19 protein-coding genes are annotated in these 24,681 nt (G+C 50.4%); 18 read left to right on the forward strand and 1 reads right to left on the reverse strand.

The features are described 5' to 3' along the window. Positions 1 to 205 precede the first annotated feature (205 nt). The 10 genes from ACFVVF_RS18795 to ACFVVF_RS18840 all read left to right on the forward strand — a co-directional run bounded on the left by ACFVVF_RS18795 (position 206) and on the right by ACFVVF_RS18840 (position 9,452). A complete protein-coding gene (locus tag ACFVVF_RS18795; protein ID WP_387812867.1) occupies positions 206 to 1,648 on the forward strand; it encodes an efflux RND transporter periplasmic adaptor subunit in 1,443 nt (480 codons plus the stop codon). Continuing rightward, the gene (locus ACFVVF_RS18800; RefSeq protein ID WP_387812870.1) at positions 1,645 to 2,409 is read left to right on the forward strand and encodes an ABC transporter ATP-binding protein; all 765 of its coding nucleotides are present in this window, start codon (positions 1,645 to 1,647) and stop codon (positions 2,407 to 2,409) included. The genes ACFVVF_RS18795 and ACFVVF_RS18800 overlap by 4 nt, the downstream gene beginning before the upstream one ends. After that, a complete protein-coding gene (locus ACFVVF_RS18805; RefSeq protein ID WP_387812872.1) occupies positions 2,351 to 3,523 on the forward strand; it encodes an ABC transporter permease in 1,173 nt (390 codons plus the stop codon). The genes ACFVVF_RS18800 and ACFVVF_RS18805 overlap by 59 nt, the downstream gene beginning before the upstream one ends. A gap of 109 nt (positions 3,524 to 3,632) precedes the next feature. Continuing rightward, positions 3,633 to 4,790 (forward strand): stage II sporulation protein D, encoded by a 1,158-nt coding sequence (spoIID, locus tag ACFVVF_RS18810; protein ID WP_387812875.1) that lies wholly within the window; start codon positions 3,633 to 3,635, stop codon positions 4,788 to 4,790. A 95-nt stretch (positions 4,791 to 4,885) separates the two neighbouring features. After that, the gene (locus ACFVVF_RS18815) at positions 4,886 to 5,620 is read left to right on the forward strand and encodes a peptidoglycan DD-metalloendopeptidase family protein (protein ID WP_387812877.1); all 735 of its coding nucleotides are present in this window, start codon (positions 4,886 to 4,888) and stop codon (positions 5,618 to 5,620) included. A gap of 166 nt (positions 5,621 to 5,786) precedes the next feature. Continuing rightward, on the forward strand, positions 5,787 to 6,074 hold the full coding sequence (gene spoIIID, locus ACFVVF_RS18820) for a sporulation transcriptional regulator SpoIIID (protein WP_042170162.1): 288 nt from the start codon (positions 5,787 to 5,789) through the stop codon (positions 6,072 to 6,074). A 135-nt stretch (positions 6,075 to 6,209) separates the two neighbouring features. After that, entirely contained in the window at positions 6,210 to 7,211 is a 1,002-nt protein-coding gene (gene mreB, locus ACFVVF_RS18825; RefSeq protein ID WP_387812879.1) for a rod shape-determining protein, read from the forward strand. Between the two features lie 180 nt (positions 7,212 to 7,391). After that, positions 7,392 to 8,258 carry a flagellar hook-basal body protein gene (locus ACFVVF_RS18830; protein ID WP_387812882.1) on the forward strand — a complete coding sequence of 289 codons (867 nt, stop codon included), beginning with the start codon at positions 7,392 to 7,394 and terminating at the stop codon, positions 8,256 to 8,258. 29 nt (positions 8,259 to 8,287) lie between these two features. After that, entirely contained in the window at positions 8,288 to 9,115 is an 828-nt protein-coding gene (locus tag ACFVVF_RS18835; RefSeq protein WP_387812885.1) for a flagellar hook-basal body protein, read from the forward strand. A gap of 16 nt (positions 9,116 to 9,131) precedes the next feature. Continuing rightward, positions 9,132 to 9,452 (forward strand): DNA-directed RNA polymerase subunit beta, encoded by a 321-nt coding sequence (locus tag ACFVVF_RS18840; RefSeq protein ID WP_387812886.1) that lies wholly within the window; start codon positions 9,132 to 9,134, stop codon positions 9,450 to 9,452. Positions 9,453 to 9,566: 114 nt separating this feature from the next. Here the strand turns inward: ACFVVF_RS18840 and ACFVVF_RS18845 are convergent, their stop codons facing one another. Then, positions 9,567 to 11,765 (reverse strand): Ig-like domain-containing protein, encoded by a 2,199-nt coding sequence (locus ACFVVF_RS18845; RefSeq protein WP_387812889.1) that lies wholly within the window; start codon positions 11,763 to 11,765, stop codon positions 9,567 to 9,569. A gap of 231 nt (positions 11,766 to 11,996) precedes the next feature. On the opposite strand from ACFVVF_RS18845, the gene ACFVVF_RS18850 reads away from it, so the two are divergent. The 8 genes from ACFVVF_RS18850 (at position 11,997) to ACFVVF_RS18885 (ending at position 24,394) form a co-directional block, all read left to right on the forward strand. After that, on the forward strand, positions 11,997 to 12,548 hold the full coding sequence (locus ACFVVF_RS18850; RefSeq protein WP_387812892.1) for a CDP-alcohol phosphatidyltransferase family protein: 552 nt from the start codon (positions 11,997 to 11,999) through the stop codon (positions 12,546 to 12,548). 239 nt (positions 12,549 to 12,787) lie between these two features. After that, a complete protein-coding gene (fabZ, locus tag ACFVVF_RS18855; RefSeq protein ID WP_387812895.1) occupies positions 12,788 to 13,219 on the forward strand; it encodes a 3-hydroxyacyl-ACP dehydratase FabZ in 432 nt (143 codons plus the stop codon). Between the two features lie 60 nt (positions 13,220 to 13,279). Continuing rightward, positions 13,280 to 14,995, forward strand: a complete 1,716-nt coding sequence (locus ACFVVF_RS18860; protein WP_387812897.1) for a phospho-sugar mutase — start codon at positions 13,280 to 13,282, stop codon at positions 14,993 to 14,995. Between the two features lie 102 nt (positions 14,996 to 15,097). Continuing rightward, complete coding sequence (locus ACFVVF_RS18865) at positions 15,098 to 17,245, forward strand: DUF5693 family protein (RefSeq protein WP_387812900.1); 2,148 nt, start codon at positions 15,098 to 15,100, stop codon at positions 17,243 to 17,245. Continuing rightward, the gene (gene csaB / locus ACFVVF_RS18870; protein WP_387813167.1) at positions 17,206 to 18,363 is read left to right on the forward strand and encodes a polysaccharide pyruvyl transferase CsaB; all 1,158 of its coding nucleotides are present in this window, start codon (positions 17,206 to 17,208) and stop codon (positions 18,361 to 18,363) included. Before ACFVVF_RS18865 ends, csaB begins: the two co-directional genes overlap by 40 nt. Positions 18,364 to 18,421: 58 nt before the next feature. Further along, positions 18,422 to 19,132, forward strand: coding sequence for a WecB/TagA/CpsF family glycosyltransferase (locus tag ACFVVF_RS18875; RefSeq protein ID WP_387813170.1), 711 nt, complete (start codon positions 18,422 to 18,424; stop codon positions 19,130 to 19,132). Between the two features lie 103 nt (positions 19,133 to 19,235). Continuing rightward, positions 19,236 to 20,375, forward strand: coding sequence for a glycosyltransferase family 4 protein (locus tag ACFVVF_RS18880; RefSeq protein WP_387812903.1), 1,140 nt, complete (start codon positions 19,236 to 19,238; stop codon positions 20,373 to 20,375). A 374-nt stretch (positions 20,376 to 20,749) separates the two neighbouring features. After that, positions 20,750 to 24,394 carry an S-layer homology domain-containing protein gene (locus ACFVVF_RS18885; RefSeq protein WP_387812906.1) on the forward strand — a complete coding sequence of 1,215 codons (3,645 nt, stop codon included), beginning with the start codon at positions 20,750 to 20,752 and terminating at the stop codon, positions 24,392 to 24,394. Positions 24,395 to 24,681 lie beyond the last annotated feature (287 nt).

Consider the following 24,681-nt stretch of genomic DNA (forward strand, 5'->3'; position numbering starts at 1 on the left):
TATCGGGTTTTGTTGGACTGCAAGTGTGCAAAGAGATTAGTCCAAGACAAGAAGGAGAGATGCTGGAAGCTCGAATAGACTGTAGCTGATTACTCAATATGCCTCCATAAATCTCGAACTAGGAAGTGGTGCTCGTTCATCTAACGTTCATTTTTGGATGATATATTCGTCCTTATTCATGACCGATAGAGAGGTGGATGCGCCCATGAAAAAGTGGACGTTATGGATTGGAGTTATTGTTATTCTTGTTGCAGCAGGTGCGGGAGCGTATTATTATTTTTTCCGCGATAAAGCGGCGGAGACGCAGAAGCCAGCTGCACAGACGGTAAAAGCAACCAAAGGCAATATTGAAGTGAAAATTAGCGGAACAGGCTCAGTTACGGCCGATAGCCGCGCAACGGTAATGGCGGGAACGAGCGGAACAGTGAAGTCGGTTGGCTTTAAGGTCGGCGACATCGTCAAAAAAGGACAAGTGCTCATTACGTTCGAATCCGCAGATGTCAGCAGCCAGATCAAGAAAATGGAGCTGTCGATTAAAAAGCAGGATATGCAGATGGAGCAGTACCAAACGCAGTACAAGCAGGCAACGGGTACGGAAAACGAAGATGCGCAGAAGGAATCTATCGTTAACAATATAGAGATGCTGAAGCTGGATATGGAGCAGAACAAAGCGGATCTCGCCGATTTGTATGAGCAGCAGTCCGAAGTGAAGCAGGTTACAGCGCCAATTGGCGGCCAAATTACGACGGGTGATATTGCAGTGGGCGATGAGCTGCAGGGGAATGCAACGGTTGCTGAAATCGTAGACTATTCTGCTTTGAAGTTCAAGATTCAGGTCGATGAGCTTGATATGCCGAAAATGAAGGTCGGGCAAGCGGTTCGTGTCAACTTGAACGCTTTGCCGGATGAAACGTTTGAAGGCAAGGTGGAGGAGCTTGCAAAAGAGGGCACGTCCTCAAACGGAGTCGCAGCCTATGACGTAACCATTAGTCTTGCCGAGACGAAAGGCATTATTGCCGGAATGTCGGGTCAAGCAGATATCGTAATTGATTCGAAAAAAGATGTTGTCGTAGTACCGGTAGCAGCCGTACTGCAAATGATGGGCAAATCATTTGTACGAGTACCTGACGATAGCAGCACAGCGGCAGGAACGCAAGGTTCTCAGCAGGGAGCAGGTTCAGGCCAGGCGGGCGCACAAGGAGGCCAAGCGACCAAAGCAGCAGAAGGAACTGAGGGTACCCAAGGCCCTCAAAGTAACCAAGGCACCCAAGGCACCCAAAGCGGACGAACTGGCGTAGCTGCGGGCAGCGGCGCTGCGCCAGGCAGAACGGGGCAGGCGAACCGGATGCCGGGTGCAGCATTAGGCGGTAAAATGGTCGAAGTAACGACGGGTATTAGTGACGAGACTTATGTTGAAATTGTATCTGGTCTGAAGGTAGGCGATTCTGTTCTGATTGCGCTGCCGCAAGGAACGGTGGGAACCGGCACTTCTTCGTCGCAGCAGCAAATGTTCCCTGGCGGTATGGGCGGCATGGGTGGTTTTAGCGGAGGAGCAGGCGGATTTGGCGGCGGCGCAGGAGGATTCGGCGGCGGTGGCGGCGGAATGACACGTACGAGCAGCGGCGGATTTGGCGGTGGCGGCCGATGACACAAGCAGAAGCGAGCCGCGAGGTTTTAATTGATATTAAGGGTGTATCTAAATCCTATATGATGGGACGCGAGACGGTGACGGTGCTGCATCAGGTGTCGCTGCAGGTGCACCGGGGTGATTTTGTAGCCATTGTCGGACCGTCTGGTTCCGGCAAATCTACACTGATGAATGTGATCGGCTGTCTGGATACGCCATCGGAAGGCAGCTATAAGCTGGATGGGGTAGAAGTCAGAGGGCAAAGCGACAATAAGCTGGCGCAAATTCGCAACAACAAGATCGGTTTTATTTTTCAGGGATTTCATCTGCTTCCCCGTCTTACCGCCTTGGAAAATTGCGAGCTTCCGCTCATTTATCGGGGATTATCCTCTAGAGAGAGGCGCGAGCGTTCGTCCAATGCATTGAAGCAGGTTGGACTTGGCGAACGGATGCATCATCGTCCCAGCGAGCTGTCGGGCGGCCAGCAACAGCGTGTCGCGATTGCTCGTGCGCTCGCAACGCATCCGCCGATTCTGTTGGCAGACGAACCTACCGGCGCGCTGGATTCAAAAACCGGCCAAGAGGTGCTGGCCATGATCGAGCAGCTTAACCGGGAGGGCCATACGATCGTGCTCATAACCCATGATATGGATGTGGCCAAACGGGCAGGCAGGACGGTCGTTATTCGAGACGGGGTGCTCAGCGAGGAAAGGGGTGGCGCGAATGAAGCTCACACAAGGCTTCCGAATGGCGTTCAAGAGCGTCTTATCGAACAAGCTTAGAACCTCCCTCTCCATGCTCGGCATATTGATTGGCGTTGCGACGGTAATTGCGCTTGTTGCAATGGGCAAAGGCTCGTCGAATCAGGTGGAGGAGCAGGTGTCCAGCCTGGGGACGAATCTGCTGTCCATTACGATTACAGGCCGCGGAACAGATACGTCGTTGTCGAAGGACGAGGCGATGGCTTTTGCCGATCTGCCGAACGTAGAGGGGGTATCCCCGGTCGTCAGCAGCAGTCTGTCCGTAAAATATAAGACGACCAGCACGAACGTTACGGTTGAGGGCATTACGCCGGAATACGAGGACGTCAATGATTTTAGCGTGCAGACCGGACGCTACATTGTGCCAATAGATGAGAGCAATAGCCAGAAGGTGGCTTTAATCGGCGTGTCCACGGCGGAAGAACTGTTTGGCACAGACGATCCGCTTGGAAAAGTTATTTTGCTAAACGGTTACCGCTTTACAATCGTGGGGCTGCTGGAGGCAAAAGGCAGCTCGCTTGCGGGCTCCAACGACGAGAAGGTGCTCATTCCATTGTCGACCGCACAGCGGCTGTTCAAAAGCGTCGGCGTACGCACCGTATATGTTAAGGTGACGGAGCTTGATTTGATGAATACGGTCGTCGCAATGCTGGAGGCAAAGCTGACGGAGAAATTCCGAGGCGACACGAGCAGCTACCGGGTATTTAATCAGCAGGATGCGATGGAGACGCTGAACTCGGTCAACAAAACGATGAATACGATGCTGCTTTATGTTGCGGCAATTTCACTTATTGTAGGTGGCATTGGCATCATGAACATTATGCTAGTCTCAGTAACCGAACGAACACGGGAGATTGGTATTCGCAAGTCTTTAGGAGCGAAGCGGCGTGATATCTTGTTCCAGTTTCTCGTAGAGGCGGTTACGATAAGCGGGCTGGGAGGAGCATTGGGTATCGGCATTGGCTATATCGCATCCATCATAATTGGGAGAGTCATGGGTACGCATACCGAGGTTCCTTTCAATACGGTGATGATTGCTTTTGCTTTCTCCGCGGTCGTTGGCGTTGTATTCGGCATTTTCCCTGCCAATAAGGCGGCACGGTTACGTCCTGTAGACGCGCTGCGCCACGATTAATGCTGCATTTGGAAAAAGTTCTATCCTATCATTTTCGTTCATAGTATAGACCATCAGGCTAAGAGAGAGCGTGCTTTCGCCTCGCCTCGAACAGGATGGGAGACTAGCGATGAAGCGAATGATAGGAAAAGCGGCGGCTCGCGGCCGGCGAAGATTGCGGCCTGCAGCCGCCCAGTGGCTCACGCTGTTTGGTATTGGCATCATGCTCGGCATCACGCTTGCTGCTTTCAAGCTTTCAGCATCAGCGCTGGATGCGCATCGTGCCCATGAGCGTCAAACAGCGTCCGGACAGATAGCGCCATCAAAGGAACGAACTGTTTCATCAGAGGTGCGGGACAAGCCGGACGGGATGCAGGAGAAAGAAGGCAAGATAGCGAGTAATTCAGATGAACTGGAACAGACGATTGTCAAAGTCTATCTGATGAAAGAGAAGCGGATTGAACGCGTGCCCCTCGAAATCTATGTACGAGGTGTTGTTGCTGCGGAGATGCCGATGGATTTTGAACTGGAGGCTTTAAAAGCGCAGGCCATTGCGGCCCGCACTTATATCGTGAGACGGCTCGCGTTTCATGACAATAGCGGGATGCCGAGCAGCAATGGAGCCAAGGGAGCGGAAGTGACGGATACAGTAGAGCATCAGGTATACGTACCGCTTGCTGAGCTGGCGAAGCGATGGCCGGAGGATAAGCGGAAAAGCTATAGTGAAAAGCTGAAGCAAGCGGTTGATCAGACGAAGGGCCGTATTATTACTTATGACGGTGAGCCGATCCAGGCTGTCTTTTTCTCCACTAGCAATGGCTATACCGAAAATTCGGAGGATTATTGGGCGCAGGAGATTCCTTACTTGCGAAGCGTATCCAGCCCTTGGGACAAAGAGTTGTCGCCGCGTTACAAGGAAACGATCCGATTCGATTTAACCGAATTCTATCAAAAGCTCGGGCTGGAAAGCGAGGGCAGCGGCAAGCCTGCCATCCGCGTGATCAATAAAACGGCGGGCGGCCGTATCGGAGAGTTAATAGTAGGGAAAAAGCGGCTGACCGGCCGGGAGGTGCGAGAGAAGCTGGGACTAGCCTCCTCTCAATTCATCTGGACGATAAAGGGAGACTCTATCGCGTTTACGACTTACGGCTACGGGCATGGCGTCGGCATGAGCCAGTGGGGAGCAAACGGAATGGCCAAGACAGGCGTCAAGGCGGAGGACATTCTGGCCCACTATTATTCCGGAACGAAGGTCGAACAAGCTTCGAAGCTATCGAGCCGTTATTAAAGAAATGGTTGAAGACAATGGAAAATATAAAAATAGTATTGCCTCACGTATAAAGCTAGACATACTGGCAACAATGGCTAGTGAGGTGATAGCAAATGAATGAGAATCAAAACAAACCGAAGCAAGAAGCTCCCAAAAATGCAATGGGAGAGGCATCTGCCGCTAAATCTAGCAACGGGGTGAGAAAGCTGCTGACGCGGAAATGGGTAGCGCCTGCAGTATTTATGGCCGCGGCAGCAATTATCGTAACCTTAATGTGGATCTATCAGGGGGCGGACAACAGCAAGGAAACTTCTACTAACGAGACCGTTCAGACTGAAGCCACTAAAGGCGGCGAAGCAGTAAAACCAAGTGACAAAGAGCTCGAAGGCATTCGCAAGGGCGAGAAGCTCGCCTGGCCGGTAGCGAACGTGGAAGATTTGCAAGTGGAGCTTCCATTCTATGATGAAACCGCAAGCGACGAAGATAAAGCGAAGGCGGTCGTTCAAATGGGCGATACGTTCTCGGCGCATCTGGGCGTCGATCTGGTTGCTCCAGATGACCAGACGTTCCCGGTTCAAGCGGCTCTGTCCGGCAAGGTTACGCTGGTCGACAGACACCCTACGAACGGCAACACGGTTGAAATCAGCCATGGCGACGGTCTCGTGACCGTATACCAAAGCTTGAGCGAAATTTCGGTTGCCGTTGGCGACGAAGTGAAGCAAGGAACGATCATCGCCAAAGCAGGCCGCAATGAATTGGAGCGCGACCTTGGCGTTCACCTCCACTTCGGCGTCCTCAGCAACAATGAAGCGATCAACCCGGCTACGGCAATCGCAGAAGCGAAATAAATTAAAAATAGTTCTTTAGTCGCACAGGCAGGGGCCAAACCCCTGCCTGTTTCATGTTTTTATGAAAATTTTCGGCCAAACAGGCTTGTCAGGCTTGACCACAAAGAATATATACCCGACCCACTCATATAATGTACCAAACTATCTCGAGTAGGGAGGCGGGAACGTGCACGATTACATCAAAGAGCGCACCATTAAAATAGGCCGTTGCATCGTTGAAACGAAGCATACGGTGCGAACGATCGCCAAAGAGTTCGGCGTTTCCAAAAGCACGGTGCATAAGGATTTGACCGAGCGCTTGCCGGAAATTAACCCCGACCTGGCTGACCAGGTCAAGCACATTCTCGAGTACCACAAATCAATACGGCACTTGAGAGGGGGAGAAGCGACGAAGATTAAATACAAGAAGACGAGCACGAAAAAGAGGGAAGTTTTGGCAGCAGGCAAAAGTTAATTTTTTTCGATATTATTTGCACTTTAATAGAGGATTTTATTGCTTTTTGGCGAATAATGTATGCTAGCGGTTTCTGCGTCATGGGAACTAAATTGAACGAGATGCCTACATTATTCGTTGGAGGACTTAAGCCTTATGCTGAGCAAGGACATTGGTATTGATTTGGGTACGGCAAATGTATCCATTCATGTAAAAGGAAAAGGCGTAGTTCTTGACGAGCCTTCTGTCGTCGCGATTGAAAGCGATTCGAAAAAAGTGCTGGCTGTTGGTGAAGAGGCCCATCGCATGGTTGGCCGTACACCGGGCAACATCATTGCGATTCGTCCGCTGCGCGACGGAGTTATTGCGGATTTTGAAATTACCGAAATTATGCTAAAAGCGTTTATCGACCGGGTAGAAGGCCGGAAGTTTTTCAGCCGTCCCCGCATTCTGATCTGTGCCCCTGCGAATATTACTTCTGTTGAGCAGAAGGCGATTCGCGAGGCGGCGGAACGGAGCGGAGCGAAGGAAGTCTATTTGGAAGAGGAACCAAAGGCTGCCGCAATCGGGGCTGGAATGGACATTTTCCAGCCCAGCGGCAACATGGTCGTTGATATTGGAGGCGGTACGACCGATGTGGCCGTGCTGTCAATGGGGGATGTCGTAACGGCATCTTCAATTAAAGTTGCGGGCGACAAATTCGACGCAGCGATCATGAAGTACATCAAGGACAAGTACCGCCTGCTGATCGGCGAGCGGACAAGCGAGGAAATCAAGATCAAGATCGGTACTGTGCATGAAGGCGGCCGGCGTGAGGAGATTGATATCCGCGGCCGTGATATGGTGTCCGGATTGCCGCTTACGCTTACGATTCACTCCGACGAGATTCGCGAAGCATTGTGGGATCCGGTTATGTCGATCGTATCCGCAGCCAAGACCGTTTTGGAGCGGACGCCGCCGGAATTGTCGGCAGACATTATCGACCGCGGTGTTATTCTGACAGGCGGCGGTGCGCTGCTTGACGGTCTCGATACGCTGTTGTCCTCTGAGCTTAAGGTTCCGGTGCTTATCGCTGAGGATCCGATGCATTGCGTCGTGAAAGGTACTGGCATTCTGCTCGATAATTTGGACAAGCTCGGCAAAAAAGCACGGCTGTAAAGCAGGTTCAATCGGACGGCAGGACCGGCTTGCGCGGGTAGGGCGCCATGGGGGGCGCGCTGAGGCGTAAATTGGGTCGAAGGTCGCATGAACAAGCTATAACGGCGATTGCTTCAGAAGCCGATATTATAGAGTAGGATTACGGCTTCAATTACTGACCGGCCGGGGAGGCGACAGCTTTTGTTAAGAGGTCTTTATACCGCAGCGGCGGGCATGACCGCCCAACAGCGCAGACATGATACGGTAACGAATAATATTGCGAATATAAATACGCCAGGCTACAAACAGACGAACGCGGTGGCGCGTTCTTTTCCGGAGATGCTTCTCAGCCTGACGGGCGTCGATCAGCAGGAATCTAAGCAAGTGGGCAGAATTAGCACAGGCGTAATGGCTGAAGAGAGCTTATCGCTCCATTTGCAAGGCGATATGCAGCAGACAGGCAAGTCTTCTGACTTTGCCATCAGCTCCAGTCTCAATATTCCAGGCATGACATTCGATGCCTCGGGCAAAAATGTATCGCCTGATGGCGTAGTGACCTTCCAGCCGCAAGCTTTTTTCACGGTGCAAAATGCAGCCGGAGAAACCCGTTATACACGCGGCGGCTCCTTTCTGCTGACGGACCAAGGCAATCTCGTGACGGGTGACGGCTCGAACGTGCTTGGTGCCAATGGACAACCTATCCGCTTCGCAGCGGGAGTCAGTCTGGACGATCTCGTATTGAATGATCAACGCCGTTTCATTAATACGAAGACAGGCCTCGATACGGGTGTTCAACTGCTTATTACACGTGTGGACAATCCCAACGACCTCGTTCGTGAAGGCGACGGCAAATATCGTCTGAACGGCGATGCAGCCGGTACGCGGCCGGCGGCTCTTACTGAAGCGGTAGCGGTTCAGCAGGGCTACATCGAGCGCTCTAATGTGGATGCGGCGCAATCTTCTGTCGACTTGATGGCGGCGCTTCGGGCTTACGAAGCGAACCAGAAGGTGATTCAAGCTTATGATGAAAGCCTGGACAAGGCAGTTAATCAGATTGGCCGCATCTAAAGCATCGATGAGGGGAGCGGGAATCCGCAATGAATAGCTCAATGATTAATGCGATGGTGTCGATGAACGGGCTTCAAAAGAAGCTGGATGTCATGGCTGATAATGTCGCGAACGTAAATACAGTAGGTTATAAGAGAAAAGAAGCAACCTTTCAGGATTTGCTGAATACCGTGTACGATCAGCCTGAGAAATTCCAGCAGGAGGGGCGTTTGACGCCGCTTGGATTTAGCCAGGGCTGGGGTTCCAGACTGTCGGTTATTCAACCGAATCTGGAGCAAGGACCTATCACGGATACGGGCAATATAGCCGATTTGGCCATTCAAGGAAATGCAATGTTTGAGGTTATTGTGGATGGCGCGGGCAACCGGGCTTACACACGCAATGGCGCGTTTCAGTTGACGGTGAATGGAAACGGTGATACGATTTTGGCAACGGCTGAGGGATACCCGGTCGTAGCGAATGTTGCAGGCAGAGAAGGCCCTATTGTCATTCCTGACGGATACAAGCTGCGCGTGAACCCTGATGGTTCCTTGCAGGGAGTGAAGGAAGACGGGACTGCCATCGGTTTGGGCACCCTCAAGATCATGCAACCGTCGCGCCCTGCTGCGTTGACTCAGGTGGCCGACAATCTATTTGCGGTTGCCGGCAATATTAATGTAGACGATGTGCTTCAGCGGATCACGCCAAACGCCGACAACGGCGTTGCAGTTCTTCAAGGCGCGCTTGAGCAGTCTAATGTTAATCTTACCGACGAGCTGACGGAGCTTATCAATGTGCAGCGTGCTTATCAGCTGGCAGCCAGAGCGATTACATCAAGTGATACGATGATGGGGCTGGCCAATAGTCTGCGCAGATAGATAGGATGATGGTGTAATGAGTATGGCCGAAGAACGGACAGAGCTGTCACGCAGATCTGCCGCAAGTAAGGAAACAGAGCGCAGCCGGGACAACGACAGCAGCAAGACGGCTGAAGAATGGCCAGCCGATGAAGGCAAACAGCGGAAGCAGCGTTCAACAGGAGCAAGAATAACGTTATGGTTATTGCGCAAGAGCATCGTTCCCGTTATTATGGTCATTATGCTCGTTGCGGGATTATATATTGGTTATACCGTATTGGGCAAGCAGCCCGGGGATGAGGTATTCTCTTGGGGCACTTGGCAGCATATGTACGATCTCGTGTTCTCGGACACGTAGAGATAATAAAGGCGTGTTGTCATTTCCGTTATGGCGGAAACGGCAACACGCCTTTTATCAATTGTAAGCAAATAAAAACAGCCTCTCCTTGATGTACGGAGAGGCTGTTGCTTATTATTTTACAGTTACACGAACGGTTACCGTTTTGCCTGCATAGGTAGCTTTAATGGAAGCAGAGCCTTTGCCTACGGCCGTGATTTTACCATTTACAACGGTAGCTACACTGGATTTGGAGCTCGTCCATGCAGCGGCGCTTGTTGCGTCTACAGGGCTGCCTGTCGTATAGTTCGCCGTCAGTTTCACGGTAAACGACTGGCCAGCGCTTAACTTAATTGTTTTATCCGAGAGAGCCAGAGACTTAAGCTTAGGCGATACGATAACTTTAACTTCAGCGGCTTTACCTTGATAAGAACCGGTCAGTTTAGTTGTACCCACATCTACTGCTCTGACAGAGCTTGTGCTTTTCACGGATGCTACTTTTTCCGAGGCGGATTCCCAGTTCATCTTAGAGTTGAGAGATACCGTCTTGCCGCTCTTGTAGTAGCCCGTTACTTTAATTGTCTTCGAACTGCCTGGATAGAGTTCCACAGTACCAGGTTCAACGACGATCTTCACGATCTCTTCTTCAATCTTCACGCGAACCGTAACGGACTTGTTCAAGTACGTGCCGGTTAACGTCACTGAGGAAGCTTCCAGACCCTTCATCGTATCAGCTTTGAGCACGATGTTGTCGGAGGAGGTTTTCCAAGTGATTTTCTTCGAAACGTCCTCTTCTTCTCCGTCTTCGTTGACGACAGTTACGGCAGGCAGCGGAATCTCCTTGCCGATAATTGCACTAACCTCTTTCTCGTTGGCAATGAGTTTCAAAGGCTTTACATGTACGGTTAGCGTTACTTCTGTTTTATAGCCCTGAGCGGTAGCTGTCATCACAACTTTACCAAGCGCTTTGGCTTTCCATTTGCCATCTTCAATTGTAGCGATTTTGTCATCTGCGGTAGTCCATTTCACAAGCTTGGATACATCAACTTTGTCGCCGTTGAAAGTTGTTGCAAATACTTTAGGCAATGCTTCGTTGCTGTCAACGAAGCCGTCCAGCTCTTCTTTCTCAACCGATAAGGCGCTGATGCTTGGATAGACGGTCACATCGATGCTGCGGCTGAGTCCTTTATAGGTTACTGTAATTTTTGTCGAGCCGACTGCACGGGGTTCAACTTTACCCTTGCTGACAGTAGCGGCTACCGGATTGGACGTCGTCCATACGGCATCTTCGTCATTAGTAATGTTTTTCTCAACGGATGAATTGTCCAGTATTTCGGCTTTAAGCTGTACGAAATCATCCTGCAACTGCAGGTGAATTTCTTTTTCAGGTGTAAGCTTAATCGCTTGAATAGCTGTGCGGACTACGACTTGAATCGTATCCTTCACGCCTTTGTGAGATACAGTGATCGTAGCTGTACCCGTACCTACTGCCGTCACAACGCCTTCTTTGACGGTAGCGACCTTCGTATTGGAGCTGCTCCATTCCGCTGCTGTTGTTACCGTTTCGGTGATTCCCAATTTTGTAAGGGCGGTAGCGGTAAGCTTAGCGTCGTCGTCACCGATATCCAGTTCAATGGAGCCCTTTGGCTCGATCGTGATTGATTTATAAGGTGAAGTTACATTCACTTTAATGGAATCGGATTTGCCTTTGTACTTCGCAGTAATCGTTGTTGTACCCGTTCCAACTAGCGTAATCTCGCCTTTGTTGACGGTGGCAACGGACGTGCTGGAGCTTGTCCATGTCGCTTCATCGGTAATAGTATCTGTTTTGCTGCCCTTTGTTCCGGCAAGATCAAAGCTCAGCTTCTGGCCCAGCTCGATATCTCTCGTTGCGCCTGCATCTTTGTCATCCTCGAGAAGATTAACATCGTTGTATACAAAGTCGGAGATTGCTTTGATAGAAATCGTGCTTCCTTTATAAGTAGCGCTGATCGTCGCTGAACCTTTGCCGACGCCGGTCAAAACGCCTTTCTCCACTTTAACGTAGGAGGTGTTGGAGGATTTCCAGGTTGCCTCTGACGTCACGTCCCGCTGTGTAGACGAGTTTGACAGTGTGGCGTATAGAAGAACCTCAACTTTATCGTCTTCAACGAATACCTCAAGTGCCGAAGAACCGGAGTTATAATCCGCTGTGTCATATTTAAACTGAATATCGGTGACAGTATCATCCGCTGCGTGTACCGTGCCTGCCAAGCTGGTCAGTACCAGTACGGATGCCAGCATTGCTGCCAGCCATTTGCGGCCTTCTTTCGCCCAATTTAAACTAAAATTCACTACATCCCTGTCCTTTCTGCGTTAAAATGTTTGTTTCTATTAATAACGGCATGTAGACGCTTGGAATGAAGCTTTTTGGGAAAATTTGCGTGAATGATCCATGAAAATTGAAGGTTTTAGATAAGCGGGGACAGGTGCGGATGGATACCGCTGTTTTATTTTTCATATGGTAGTTGTATAATAATTGGGAACCTCGAATGAGGTTCGATAAAGGTAGAGGAGCGTGCGCGTTTGAATCTGCCGAATATGTTAACTTCATTGCGTTTTGTAATGATTCCTTTTTATGTCGTCGTGTTTGCCAAGGGGCATCTCATTCCGGCATTTCTCGTTGTGGCTTTGGCGGGAGTTACGGATATCCTTGACGGATATATTGCGCGGCGGAGCGGCCAAGTAACGGCTTTAGGCATGATGCTGGATCCTTTAGCGGATAAGCTGATGTTTATTACCGTTATCATATCGCTGCTTGTTGCTGGTTACATATCCTGGGGGGCGGCAGGAGCGATCTTCCTGCGTGACATCGGAATGATTGCAGGAGGACTATTCTTTCATTTTCGGGGAAAAAAGACGGTGCCTGCCAATTGGATGGGGAAGCTGACGACGGTGCTGTTCTATATCGGCATCATGTTCGTCTTCTTCAAAGCGCCATTCGCTGAAGTGTACCTATGGGTCGTTATCGCCTTCTCGTTCGTGACCTCTGTCATGTACATTGTGCTGTTCCAGGCGTTAAATAAAATGAAGCAGGCCGAGCTGCCGCCGGCCGATGCGCCGACGCTCCATCCCTGAATGCGTCATTTCATTTCCATTGAAAAGCGAAAATTAAAACCGGCATAAGAGCCGCGCAGAAACGGCATCCCCGGCTGCTAGGGCAAAGAATGAACAAAGAGGCTTGGCCGCAGACGCTTCAGGTCTACAGTCAAGCCCCTTATCTTAACCTCCATAACTGCAGTTACGAAGGATAAGCTTAGTTTCTGTCAAGTGAAGCATTTTTATACCTACCTAATAAAAGAAAGGAGTTTTTTTACATGATGGATATTAATCAAATTCAAGAAATTATTCCGCATCGTCCGCCGTTTCTGCTCATTGACCGTATTTTGGAGGTTGAACCGGGGGTAAGAGCGGTAGGCATCAAAAACGTAACGATGAACGAACCTTATTTTGTAGGTCACTTTCCAGGTTACCCGGTAATGCCGGGTGTACTGATTGTTGAGGCGCTTGCTCAGGTCGGGACGGTAGCAATGCTTATGGTGGAAGCTAACCGCGGCAAGCTGGGCTTCTTCGCAGGCATTGACGGCTTCCGTTTCCGCGATCAGGTGAAGCCGGGCGACGTGCTGACGCTGTCTGTAGAAATTACAAGGCTGAAAGGCATGATCGGCAAAGGACAAGCTGTTGCAAAAGTGGGAGATAAAGTGGTAGCGGAGGGCGAGCTCATGTTTGCGCTGCAGGACCGCGGCTAATTGCCGGATTTTGATAACAAGGCCTGGAGTGCCTGCATTTGAACTTAAGGAGATGACGATTTGAGTCAAAATGAAACGGCTGTTGCACGCTACAACGCATGGTTAAATGATCCGCTTATTGATGAAGCAACGAAAGCTGAGCTTCGCGGCTTGGCGGGCGATGACAAGGAAATTACGGACCGGTTCTACCGTGATCTTGAATTTGGCACCGGCGGCTTGCGCGGCGTCATGGGAGCGGGAACGAACCGCCTGAATGCATATACGGTCGGCAAAGCGACACAAGGGCTGGCAAACTGGCTGCTTGCTGGAGCAAAAGGCAGGGCGCCTTCCGCTGTCATTGCCCATGACTCGCGCAATCTGTCGCCTGAATTTGCGCTGGACTCTGCGCTGGTGCTGGCGGCTAATGGTGTAAAAGCGTATCTGTTCCCGTCGCTTCGGCCTACGCCGCAGCTGTCGTTTGCAGTCCGTTCGCTTGGCGCATCGACAGGCATTGTTATTACGGCAAGCCACAATCCGCCCGAATATAACGGCTACAAGGCTTACGGCTCTGACGGCTGCCAGCTGATTCCGGAGGAAGCGGAGCAGGTAATTGCATCGATTCAGCAAATTGGCGGCTTTGACGAAGTGAAACGGATGAGCCGGGAAGAAGCGGAAAGCCAAGGTCTGCTGGTCTGGCTGGGTGCGGAAGCTGATGAGCAATTTACCGATACAGTCGTTGCCCAAAGCTTGAACGGAGAGCTGCTGAAAAGCGGTCTAGGCGACAAATTTAAAGTAGTCTTTACGCCGCTCCACGGCACGGGCAATTTGCCTGTAAGGGAAGTGCTGCGCAAAGCTGGCTTTAATAATGTGCATGTCGTTGCGGAGCAGGAACAGCCGGACGGTTATTTCTCCACCGTTAAATCTCCAAATCCTGAAGAGCGCGAGGCATTTACGCTGGCTATTAAGCTCGCTCAGGAAACAGGCGCTGACATTATTGTCGGAACGGATCCCGATGCGGACCGGATGGGAGCGGTTGTTAAAAACAACGAAGGCGAGTACGTTGTACTCACTGGCAACCAGTCGGGCGCGCTGATGGTTCATTATGTATTGAGCCAGTTAAAGGAACGCGGTCAACTGCCCGACAATGGCGTCGTCATCAAAACGATTGTAACGAGCGAGATGGGGGCAGATATTGCCCGTTCTTATGGAGCGGCAGTGGAAAATACGCTGACTGGCTTCAAGTATATTGGTGAGAAAATGACCGCTTACGAAGCTTCAGGTGAACGTTCTTTCCTGTTTGGCTATGAGGAAAGCTACGGTTATCTCACCGGCACGTATGCGCGTGATAAAGATGCTATCGTCGCAGCGTTATTGATCTGCGAAGCGGCGGCATACTATAGCAGTCAAGGAAAAACGCTGTATGACGTACTGCTTGAGCTCTATGAGCAGCATGGCGTTTACCTGGAGGGTCTTGAATCGCGGACACTTAAAGGATTGGACGGCGTTCAAAAGATCGGCGCCATCATGGATGATTGGCGCAATGCGCCGCCAGCCGATGTGAACGGCGTGAAGGTGGAACGCGCGCTTGATTATCTTGAAGGCCTCGACGGCTTGCGCCCTGAGAATGTATTGAAATTTATGCTGGCTGACGGATCGTGGTTCTGCTTGCGTCCATCCGGTACGGAGCCGAAGATCAAAGTTTATTTTGCGGTGCGCGGTCAATCGACCGGGCAAGCGGCAGAAGCGCTGGCGAAGCTGCGTACGGCGGTTATGGAAAGAGTAGACCGGAACGGTTAGTGGTCAGGAAAATATAATTCTTTTTAAAATCGAAACAATTGCCAAAAAGAATGGCGGATTACAGGCTATATCCGGCATTAAGCAATAGAACGGAGGATTGTCGTGCTTCAACGATGGCAGCACTGGAACCGGAAAGCTCGCCTATGGCTGTGGATTATTACGCTGATTGGGGTAATTGCCGCATTGCCGTTAGGCATCAACCGAATGACGATGGAATCGACGTCGAAGCAAGTGGAGTATGTATTCGACTATCGCGATTTGGTCGAAATCGCCGAGATTCAAGCAAGGCCTAAGGCCTTTTTGGAAGAGCAGCTTAAAAACATGAAATATGTCGGCATCACGACGATGTCGTTGTATGAAAGCTCCTTGCGGGAGCTTCAACAAGCCGGCAGATTGACCTATTACAGCTCTAAGGATGCTGCGCTGCTGCAAAGCCAATTGGAGCCGGTAGGGCAAAACTTCACTTATATTCTCTTTACCGGAGAACGGGAAGAAGCGGAGATCGGTCCGCTCCTCCGCGAGGCTTTCGACCGCGCAGGCGCTGTTTACCGTCCGTGGTCGTTTGGCGGCCGCAACGGTATGGTCATTGAGCGGCCGGTACAGGATTCTGTACTCAAGCCGATCAGCTTTGACCCGATTACGATGGATACGCTTCGGGACGCCGGGTTCCATATTTTGGCCCGTTTCACCGACCGTGTTCTTCCTTACGATGAAGAGGAAGTGGATAAGCAGCTTGCCAAGCTGAAGAGCTACGGCGTGACCCGTATTTTGTTCGACGGGGACAAGGTGAAGGGCTTTACCGATCAACAGGAGTCGAGAAGCATCAATTCCTTCGCATCTTTGCTGAATAAATACGGCATGGGTGTCGCTACCATAGAAAATTTGAAAAAACCGCAACAAGGCATAAATAAATTAGCATTTATTACAAATTATAATGTTGTCCGGCTGTATTCCCTATCGCCTGACGATGCGATGGGCATGACACCGGAAGCGATTGCCGACCGGTTCTTGCTGGCAGCGAAGGACCGCAACATTCGGATGTTTTTCCTGAATTCATCCGCACAGTCCAGCTTGGAAAAGTCAGCGGTCGTGAACTCGCTCGATAATTTGTATATCACCATGAAGGGTGAAGAAGGCGTTGTTCAAAAATTGGCCGATGCGGGCTTCCCGTCCAGCATTGCCGAGCCGTTCAAGGTGGAGCATCCATCCTACGCGAAGCCGCTTAAGGCGGTTGTAGCTGCGGGTGCCGTTGCGCTTATTGCGCTTCTGATCAATACCTTCTTGCCTGGCCTGCTCATTCCGGTGTTCTTGCTCGGATTGGTCGGCAGTGCAGGACTGTATGTGCTCAAAGGTCCATTGATGGAGCAGTCGCTGGCGCTTGGCGCCGGTATTGCGGCACCAACGCTTGCACTCGTATGGGTCATGAATCGGATCTACTCCCGCACAGAAGGCAATCAGCGGTACGTAGGCGGCCCAGATTGGCCGCTGCGCTTCTCGGGCCGTCAAGGCACTGGTGCGGATGGCGTGACAACTGCTAGCCATTCAAACGGCCTGAAATGGATTTTTGAAGGATTAACGGTTGGCCGCCGCTTCGGTCTGGCAATCGTCTGGTTCATCGTAACGGCTCTGATGTCGCTAATGGCTGTGCCATTCGTCTTCGGGCTGTTGAACAACATTACGTACAGCCTCGTATTGGAGCAATTCCGCGGTGTAAGCTTGCTGCATTTGGCTCCTATCGGCCTAACCGCTATTTATGTTCTGCTGTATACAGGAGAGGCTCCCATCCGCAGACTCCGCAAATTGCTATCAACGCCGATTACGGTGTTGATGGTTGTTGCAGGTGTCGCAATTGCAGCTGCAGGCTTGTATTACTTGTCCAGAACGGGCAATGCAGGAACGACGCTTCCGTTTGAGAAACCGTTCCGGGCATTTCTGGAGACGACGTTTGGCGTTCGGCCGCGCAACAAAGAGTTTTTGCTGGCGCATCCGCTATTCTTGGCGGGGCTGTTCCTGGCGCTCCGTTATCGGGCGGCTTGGGTCTTAATTATTGTCGCTTCAATCGGCCAGCTGTCGATGGTTGACACGTTCGCCCATATCCATACGCCGTTGTACATCTCGATTATCCGAGTATTCCTGGGGCTTGGTCTGGGAGCGATCTTCGGCATTATTCTCATTGGAGTATGGCAGCTATTGGAAGGGGCATGGCGCAAATGGTCACCGGCGTGGAAAAACAAAATTTCCGAATCGTAATTTCCGGCTATTACGGTTTTTACAACAGCGGCGATGAAGCAGTGCTTCGGTCGATTCTGCTCGCTTTAGAAGAGCAGAGTAAGCTGGCAGGCGTGCGAATCATTCCTATTGTCCTGTCGGGTGATCCGGCATGGACGAGCCAGATGTATGGCGTGGAGTCTGTGCACCGGATGCAGCCTTCCGAAGTGTGGAAGGCGCTGAAGGGCAGCGATGGTCTTATAAGCGGCGGAGGCAGCCTGCTTCAGGATGCAACCAGCGCCAAGACGATTCCGTATTATACCGGAGTCATTAAGCTCGCCCAATGGCTCGGAAAGCCTACGTTTATTTATTCGCAAGGCATTGGGCCTGTTAACCGCCGCTGGATGGATCCGCTTATCCGCAATGTCATGCGGAAGAGCGTTTATGTTTCGGTGCGGGATGCGCAGTCCGCCGAATTGCTTGGGCGGATTGGTGTTCCGCGTAACCGGATCGAAGTCGTACCTGATCCGGTTATGGGGTTGCCGCTGCCTGCTTCAGCGGCTGCAGTAAGTGAAGCGGCAGCAGCGTCCGCGGACAAGCTGCCGGTGCTGGGCGTTTCCTTGCGCCACTGGCGCAAGGATGAGGAAGATCTCGCCCGCGCTATAGATGCGCTGGCCGAACTTGCCAGCCGCCGTGCGGTGCGGCTGAGATTTCTCCCGTTCCATACACCGGATGATACGGAAACATCGAAGCTCGTTATGGAACGGTTAAACGGCAGGCTCGGCAGTCATGGAAGCATAACTGAGCTAGCTGCCCCGGGCGACGATCCCCAGCAGATGCTGCTGGAGGTCAGCCGCTGCGACGCACTGTTCGGCATGCGGCTGCACGCGCTCATCTATGCGGCCAATCGTGAGGTGCCGATGCTTGGCTTATCCTATGATCCGAAGATCGATCAGTTTCTTCATCGGCTTGGTCTCAAGGCCGTCGGTACAACAGAGCAGCTGGATGCTGCTGTTTTTGCAGATTCGGCGGAGCTTTTACTGGACGATGCCGAGGGTTGGAAGCGGGATCACCGCGATGCCATCGACAGATTAAAACAGCAATCGCAGCAGCCTGCGCAACAAATTGTGCAGTTGCTGCGTCAAAACATATCGAGGTGATAGTCGCTTGTCGAACCAAGTGCCAACGGTGCCGATTTATGGGATTCCATTCTCCACGATGAGTATGGACGAGACGGTCAGTTACTTAACGGATGCAATCGAACAAAAGCGCCAGACGCATATCATTACAGCGAATCCGATTATGGTTATGTCGGCTGTGGAAAGCAAAGACTACTACCGCATGATGCGGAAAGCGGACTTGATTGTGCCGGATGGAGCAGGCGTTGTCTGGGCGGCTAATTATGTCGGAACGCCCGTGACAGAGCGTGTAGCCGGCTTTGATCTGCTGCAACGGCTTATGCAGATTGGCGAGAAGCGAAGATGGACAGCCTACTTACTGGGCACTTCGCAGGAGATTATTGCCGCAGCTGCGGAGAAGCTTCAATTGCAATACCCGCAAGTCCGCATTGTCGGATTCCGCAACGGTTTTTTTGGACCCGATCAGGATGCTGAGGTCGTCGCTGCGATCCGCGAGCTGTCGCCGGACATGCTTTTTGTCGCCAGAGGCGCCGATACGCAGGAGCCCTGGATTGCCAAATATAAGCAGGAGCTCGGCGTACCCCTAATTATGGGAGTTGGCGGCACCTTTGACATCGTTGCGGGCCGATTAAAGCGGGCGCCAGTTCTGTTCCAGAAGCTGCGTCTGGAGTGGTTTTACCGTCTTTTGCAGGAGCCGAAAAGGCTGCCGAGAATGCTCGTGCTTCCGAAATTCGTAGTGAAAGTGATGCGCGATAAAGAAAACGTCACAAAACCTAGGCCAATATCGTGAAAAACCTCCCAAAACCGTGAAAAACGAATGAAAACGGGGTTGGAGTTTCTTTTTCCGTCGGAGTATAATTCACTTCGGTAGAAAGAAAAGGGGAGCTGCATAAATGTCAGCAGGTTTACTTTATACAATTGGATTTATTCTTTCAGTATTAATTGCGCTAGTGATGACACCGCTGGTGAAGAAATTCGCCTTTAAAGTGGGCGCCATCGACAAACCTAACTATCGTAAAGTGCATACACGCATCATGCCGCGTATGGGCGGCCTAGCCATTTATGCTGCATTTGTAGTAGGACTGCTGGTGCTGATGCCATTCATTCCGGACGGTATGCTTACCGATTCGAACATGAACCTGATTTGGGCAATGTTAGCTGGCGGTACGATTATTATCGTGCTTGGTTCTTTCGATGACCGCTTCGAGCTGTCGGCGAAAGTGAAGCTGCTGGGGCAAATAGCCGCGGCATGCGTAGTCGTATTCGTCTTTGATATTAAAATCGATTTCTTGAACTTTCCATTCGGCGACGCTATGCAGCCAATCGCTTCATGGCTGTCGATTCCGCTGACGATTTTCTGGATTGTAGGCGTGACGAACGCCATCAACCTGATTGACGGCTTGGACGGGCTTGCAGCCGGTGTCTCCGGTATTGCAATCGGAACAATTCTCGTGATGGCGATCATTATGGGCAATATTCCAATTATTTTGCTTAGCACATTGCTGCTGGGCGGCATTGTCGGATTTCTGTTCTTCAATTTCCATCCGGCGAAAATATTTATGGGCGATTCGGGCGCATTGTTCTTAGGCTTCTGCCTTGCGATGCTGTCGATGATCAGCTTCAAGCAGATCACGATCGTCTCGTTCGTAACTCCGCTGCTGATTATCGGCGTACCGCTGTCGGATACCTTTTTCGCAATTATCCGCCGTCTGGTTAATAAACGTCCAATCTTCGCACCGGATAAAGGCCACCTGCATCACTGCTTGCAGGAGCTTGGCTTCAGCCACCGCAAGACGGTTCTTATCATCTGGGGTGTGGCTGCGGTGTTCGGCGGATTTGCCATCCTGCAATCGACCGTCGTTCAATCCAATGCGGCTAACTGGATAACGTTCCTTGTGATCTGTCTCGTGATGCTCTGTCTGCAGATCGGCGCTGAGCTGATCGGTATCGTCGACAAAACGCGTCGCCCGGTGATTAACTTCTTGAACCGGATGCGCTTGCGGCTGAAAGTTGATGCAGACCGTTCGAAATAATTTAAGATTAATCATGAAGCCCGGGGGCATGGAGCCCTCGGGTTTTTTGTGCGTGTTGGGGGAAAGTGCAAGAGAATCATATGTTTTCCACGATTCGACTAAAATTTCAGCTCCCAAAAGCCGATAAACACAATACAGAACTTTTCTGCGGCCTTTGCGTCTAATCATGTCGAAATGGCAGATATAGGTACAGGCTAAAGAGGAAAAGGGAGGAAAGAAAATCGTTAAAAGGGTCGGTTGGCAAATCGGGAACAAGTATGTATGAGAATTGCGTATAAGCAGAGTTTGGAGACCGTCTAGCCGCGGTGCTGTGAAAAGCGGCGGCGCATTAGGCGGTAATTGCCGCGAGGCTATATATGGAGGAGGATAACAGCGTGAACAGATTGTGGAAAAGTTTTCTAAGCAGCTTGGTTGCAGTTGCCTTATTGGTAACGATGCTGCCAGTCAGTCCGGCTAAAGCGGATTCGATTTATTTTCAATTTACAGATTTCAGTACCGTTCAAAGCAGTCCTACCGTCGTCAACACCAGTACAGTAGATTTGCGCGGTTCTTTCAGTGACGTCTCTTCAGGATCTATTACTTATAAAGTGGAACGTCTGGTTAACGGCAATGTTGTAGCTTCCACGAATGGCGGCATTACGCCGTCTATTATCGGCAACACGTTTTTCTTTGCCGGCATTCAGCTGTTTGAAGGCTTGAACCGGATTACCGTTATCGGAACTAGCGGCAACGGCTCCGGCGGCATCGTAGAGGGCGTAAGTTATGTCAGCTACGGCAACGTGCCTGTTATTACTAGCGTTCAGCTAGCTAATGGCACGCCACTAACAGAGGGTCAGCCTGTTGTTGTAACGACAGCTAATCCTTCCTTGATGGTCAAAGCGACAAATGCGCAAGACGTGCTTATTAACGGCGTGGCAATGTTTAACGGCGGCGCGGGCACTTTTGTATTGTCCGATCTTAATCTGCAGCTGGGATTGAATAAACTGCAGATCGTTTCCCGTAACGGAGACAAGAGCTTTACGGTGAACCGGGAGCTTGTTTATTTTAAAGAGAATACGCCTACTCCATACAATGTTTTTGCAGGAACAACGCAATTGGACGGCAAGCCGATTGTAGCTCCGATTGCAACTCAAACTATTACAGGTAAAATCTTGTTTAAAACGGCTACAGCTCCATCGACGCCTAACCCGACTATTGATTTGGAACTGGTCAACGAGGCGGGAACTTCGCTAGGTGTTCTGAACACAACTGTACAAAAAGGTACAGTAAATCAGGATTGGACGGAATTTACTTTTACCAGCACAACAGATCTGACTGCTGGCACTAGCGGCAAGTACCAGCTGTGGGTGAGAAGTAATTCCTATGACGGCTCAACAGCGAATTTCCCGGTAGAATTTACAGTAAGAAGCGCGAATGCAGCCTATATAACGGATCTCAGACAGCTGTATGATGTTTCTTTTAATGGAACAACAGCCACATTCGGATCCAGCACACGTTTCTCGAACAATGTTGCAGTAAGCCAAGTGCCGCTTTGGATTGCAGTCGATACAATGAACTTTGATCTTTCGGCAGGCAACACAACGTCCATTTCTGCGAAAGTAAACGGAGTTGCGGCCGGATCTTCCTTCTCGGCGACAGCGTTTACGACAAGCGACGGCAAACAGCGGATTTATCGGATCGATGCTATGCCGCAAGGTGAAATAGAACTGTCTTTCACGGTTACTAAAGGAACAGAGAGCAATACGGTAACCAGAACGTTCCATTATAACCCGATCTCTTCGATTCAAGTTACGAATACCTATAACGGCGCAGTTTATTATGATATCAACCCGCTGGGGTCGATTACAGGTAAGCTGCTCAACTTTAGAGCTTCAGACATCGCATCGTTCAGATTCTCATTAAATGGTGTAACATCCGATGTTAGCGGGTTTGTTACTGCAGCTACAGGTGCATTCACGATTCCGATTACCCAACTTGTATTCGGCAGCAATGAACTTGTACTTTCGGGTACCGCAAATGGCGTGGCGGTAACGACGACACTCGTTATCTATCGTTTCTCGGACAAGCAGCCGACAGTTTCAGGTATTAAGCCTGTTCCGTATACAGTTGATCCGATTAACGATTCGGAATCCAAGCGACTGTTCGCCGATCCGGATCGCAAGTTTATTCCAGGCTCTTCCGCATTCAGCTACACAACATCACAGAAAAAAGCGGATATTTTGTTTACGGTAACGAATCTTGCTAACTTGATCATTAAAGTGGATGGCGTTGACTATGCAACAGCGACCGTTAATACAGCCGACAATGTCATGACCGTGACGCCGGCTGATTTGTCGAAGCTTTTCATTGAACCTTCAACGAGTCCAACTCAAAAAACATATAACTTGCGTTTGTTCGGACTGGCTCTGCCTGTTTCAGGGGCTAAGAGCATAACGATTATTTCCCAGGTAGGTACGGAAAGCGTAAGTCAGACAATTACGATAACGCGTGAGTTGCCGCCATACGAGCTGTTGTCTCCGAAGCTGCCTCAAGAAGCGGTTATTAACCAGAACTTCCTTAATGTAAGTATTCGGGCAGAAGGTGCAGACCGCGTCGTAATCGGTAAAGACAATATGATAAAAAGCGTAAATGATGAAATCTTCCGTTATGAGCTGCAAGGCCTTAAAGCGGGTGTTAACAAAATTAAATTTACTGTGTATCGCGGTACGGAGAAGCTGAACGGTGAATTCTCCGTCAACTATGCAGCGGATAACTCGATCGGCGCTCAATACAAAGCAGCGATACCAAAGACCGGCAAGCTTTCGGCATTTAAAGGCGAAGTTACGGTAAGCTTCCCTAAAAATACGTTCCTGCGTCCGGCTAATATTAATCCAGGGCAAGATGTAAAAACGATCGACCTGTTCGACTCGCAAAAAATTCTGTTCGGCATCGCAGACCGTACAGACGGAAGAACCGTTAAGGTATACAACGCAGTTGGTGAATATGACGGTGCCAACGCTAAAGACGGCACGTTCAGCACAGTTTCATTCAGCGACTTTGGCGCGGCGGTTATCCGTCCGACAGCGCACTTCGGGTTTGCCTCCAATCTGTTCTGGATCGATCCGGGCTATGTTGAAGGAACGGTTCAAACGGGTTATACTTTCCAACAGGGCAAACAGCCTTACAACACGAGCAATGAATTTTTTAGCCGCCCGTTAACACGTTGGCTGGAAACATCTAATTCCGGCGAAATTACGCTGAAATATGATTCGAAGATTGTAAACACAGCGGCAAATACGCTCAGCATCTGGCGTTATTATAATGGCAGATGGGAAAACATGGGCGGGAAAATCAATGTAGGCAGCAAAACGATTACTGCGCCTATTAACGGCTTCGGCTATTATGTGGTTATGCAAATCCGTTATAGCTTCACAGACATTATCGGTCACGAATATGCTCGCAACTCCCTGGAGCTGATGTATGGCCGCGGTATCATGAACTCTAAGAACAATAATGAGTTCGGCGTCTATGACAACATTACTCGCGGCGAGTTTGCACAGCTGCTGGTTAAAATGTATCAGATCCCATTGGAATACAACCCGAATGATATGACGTTTGATGACGTTGTTCCTGTTCTGGGCCTCAGTCCTTTCTGGGATTACCGCTATATCGAAACGGCAGTACGCAAAGGGATTATCCGGGGCAAAGGGCCTCGTCAGTTCCTGCCGAACGAACCGTTGACGAGGGAAGAGGCGGCGGTTATGATCGCTCGTGCCGGCAACCTGGTTAAAGACGGCAAAGAGGATCAGAAGCGTGACAGAACAGCTCTGCAAAAATTGTTTACAGACGCTAACCTGGTCGATGGTTATGCATTATCTTCGGTGCTGGCAGTCAATAAAGCTAAATTTATTGAAGGCCTGCCGAATACAACGACTGGCACAGCTAAGCCGACATTCCGTTTCGATCCGAAATCGAATCTGAAGCGTGCGGATGCAGCGATTATTGCCGAGCGCGTTATGCGTAAAAATGGACTCTTGTAATATATTGTAGATTTATGCAAAATAAGAGGACAGAAAGTGCTTCTATTTTCTGTCCTCTTTCTTGTTGTGAAGCAAGTTTATCCATGGAAAATCTTTAGCATCGACGGAAGCGCCGGGTACAAGCTATACTAGCAAAGTACCGGAAAAGCGTAGTAGACAGCAGGAATTTAAACGCGAAATACATAATGAACCGAATAGGTGGCAGCGTACAAGCCTTTCAAAAATCTTTTGAATATTTTTGAGCGGATACCGCAACTTTTTCGACTCCAGTGCGTTTAATTACATGT

It is taken from the genome of Paenibacillus sp. NPDC058174 (assembly GCF_042883865.1).
GTDB lineage: Bacteria > Bacillota > Bacilli > Paenibacillales > Paenibacillaceae > Pristimantibacillus.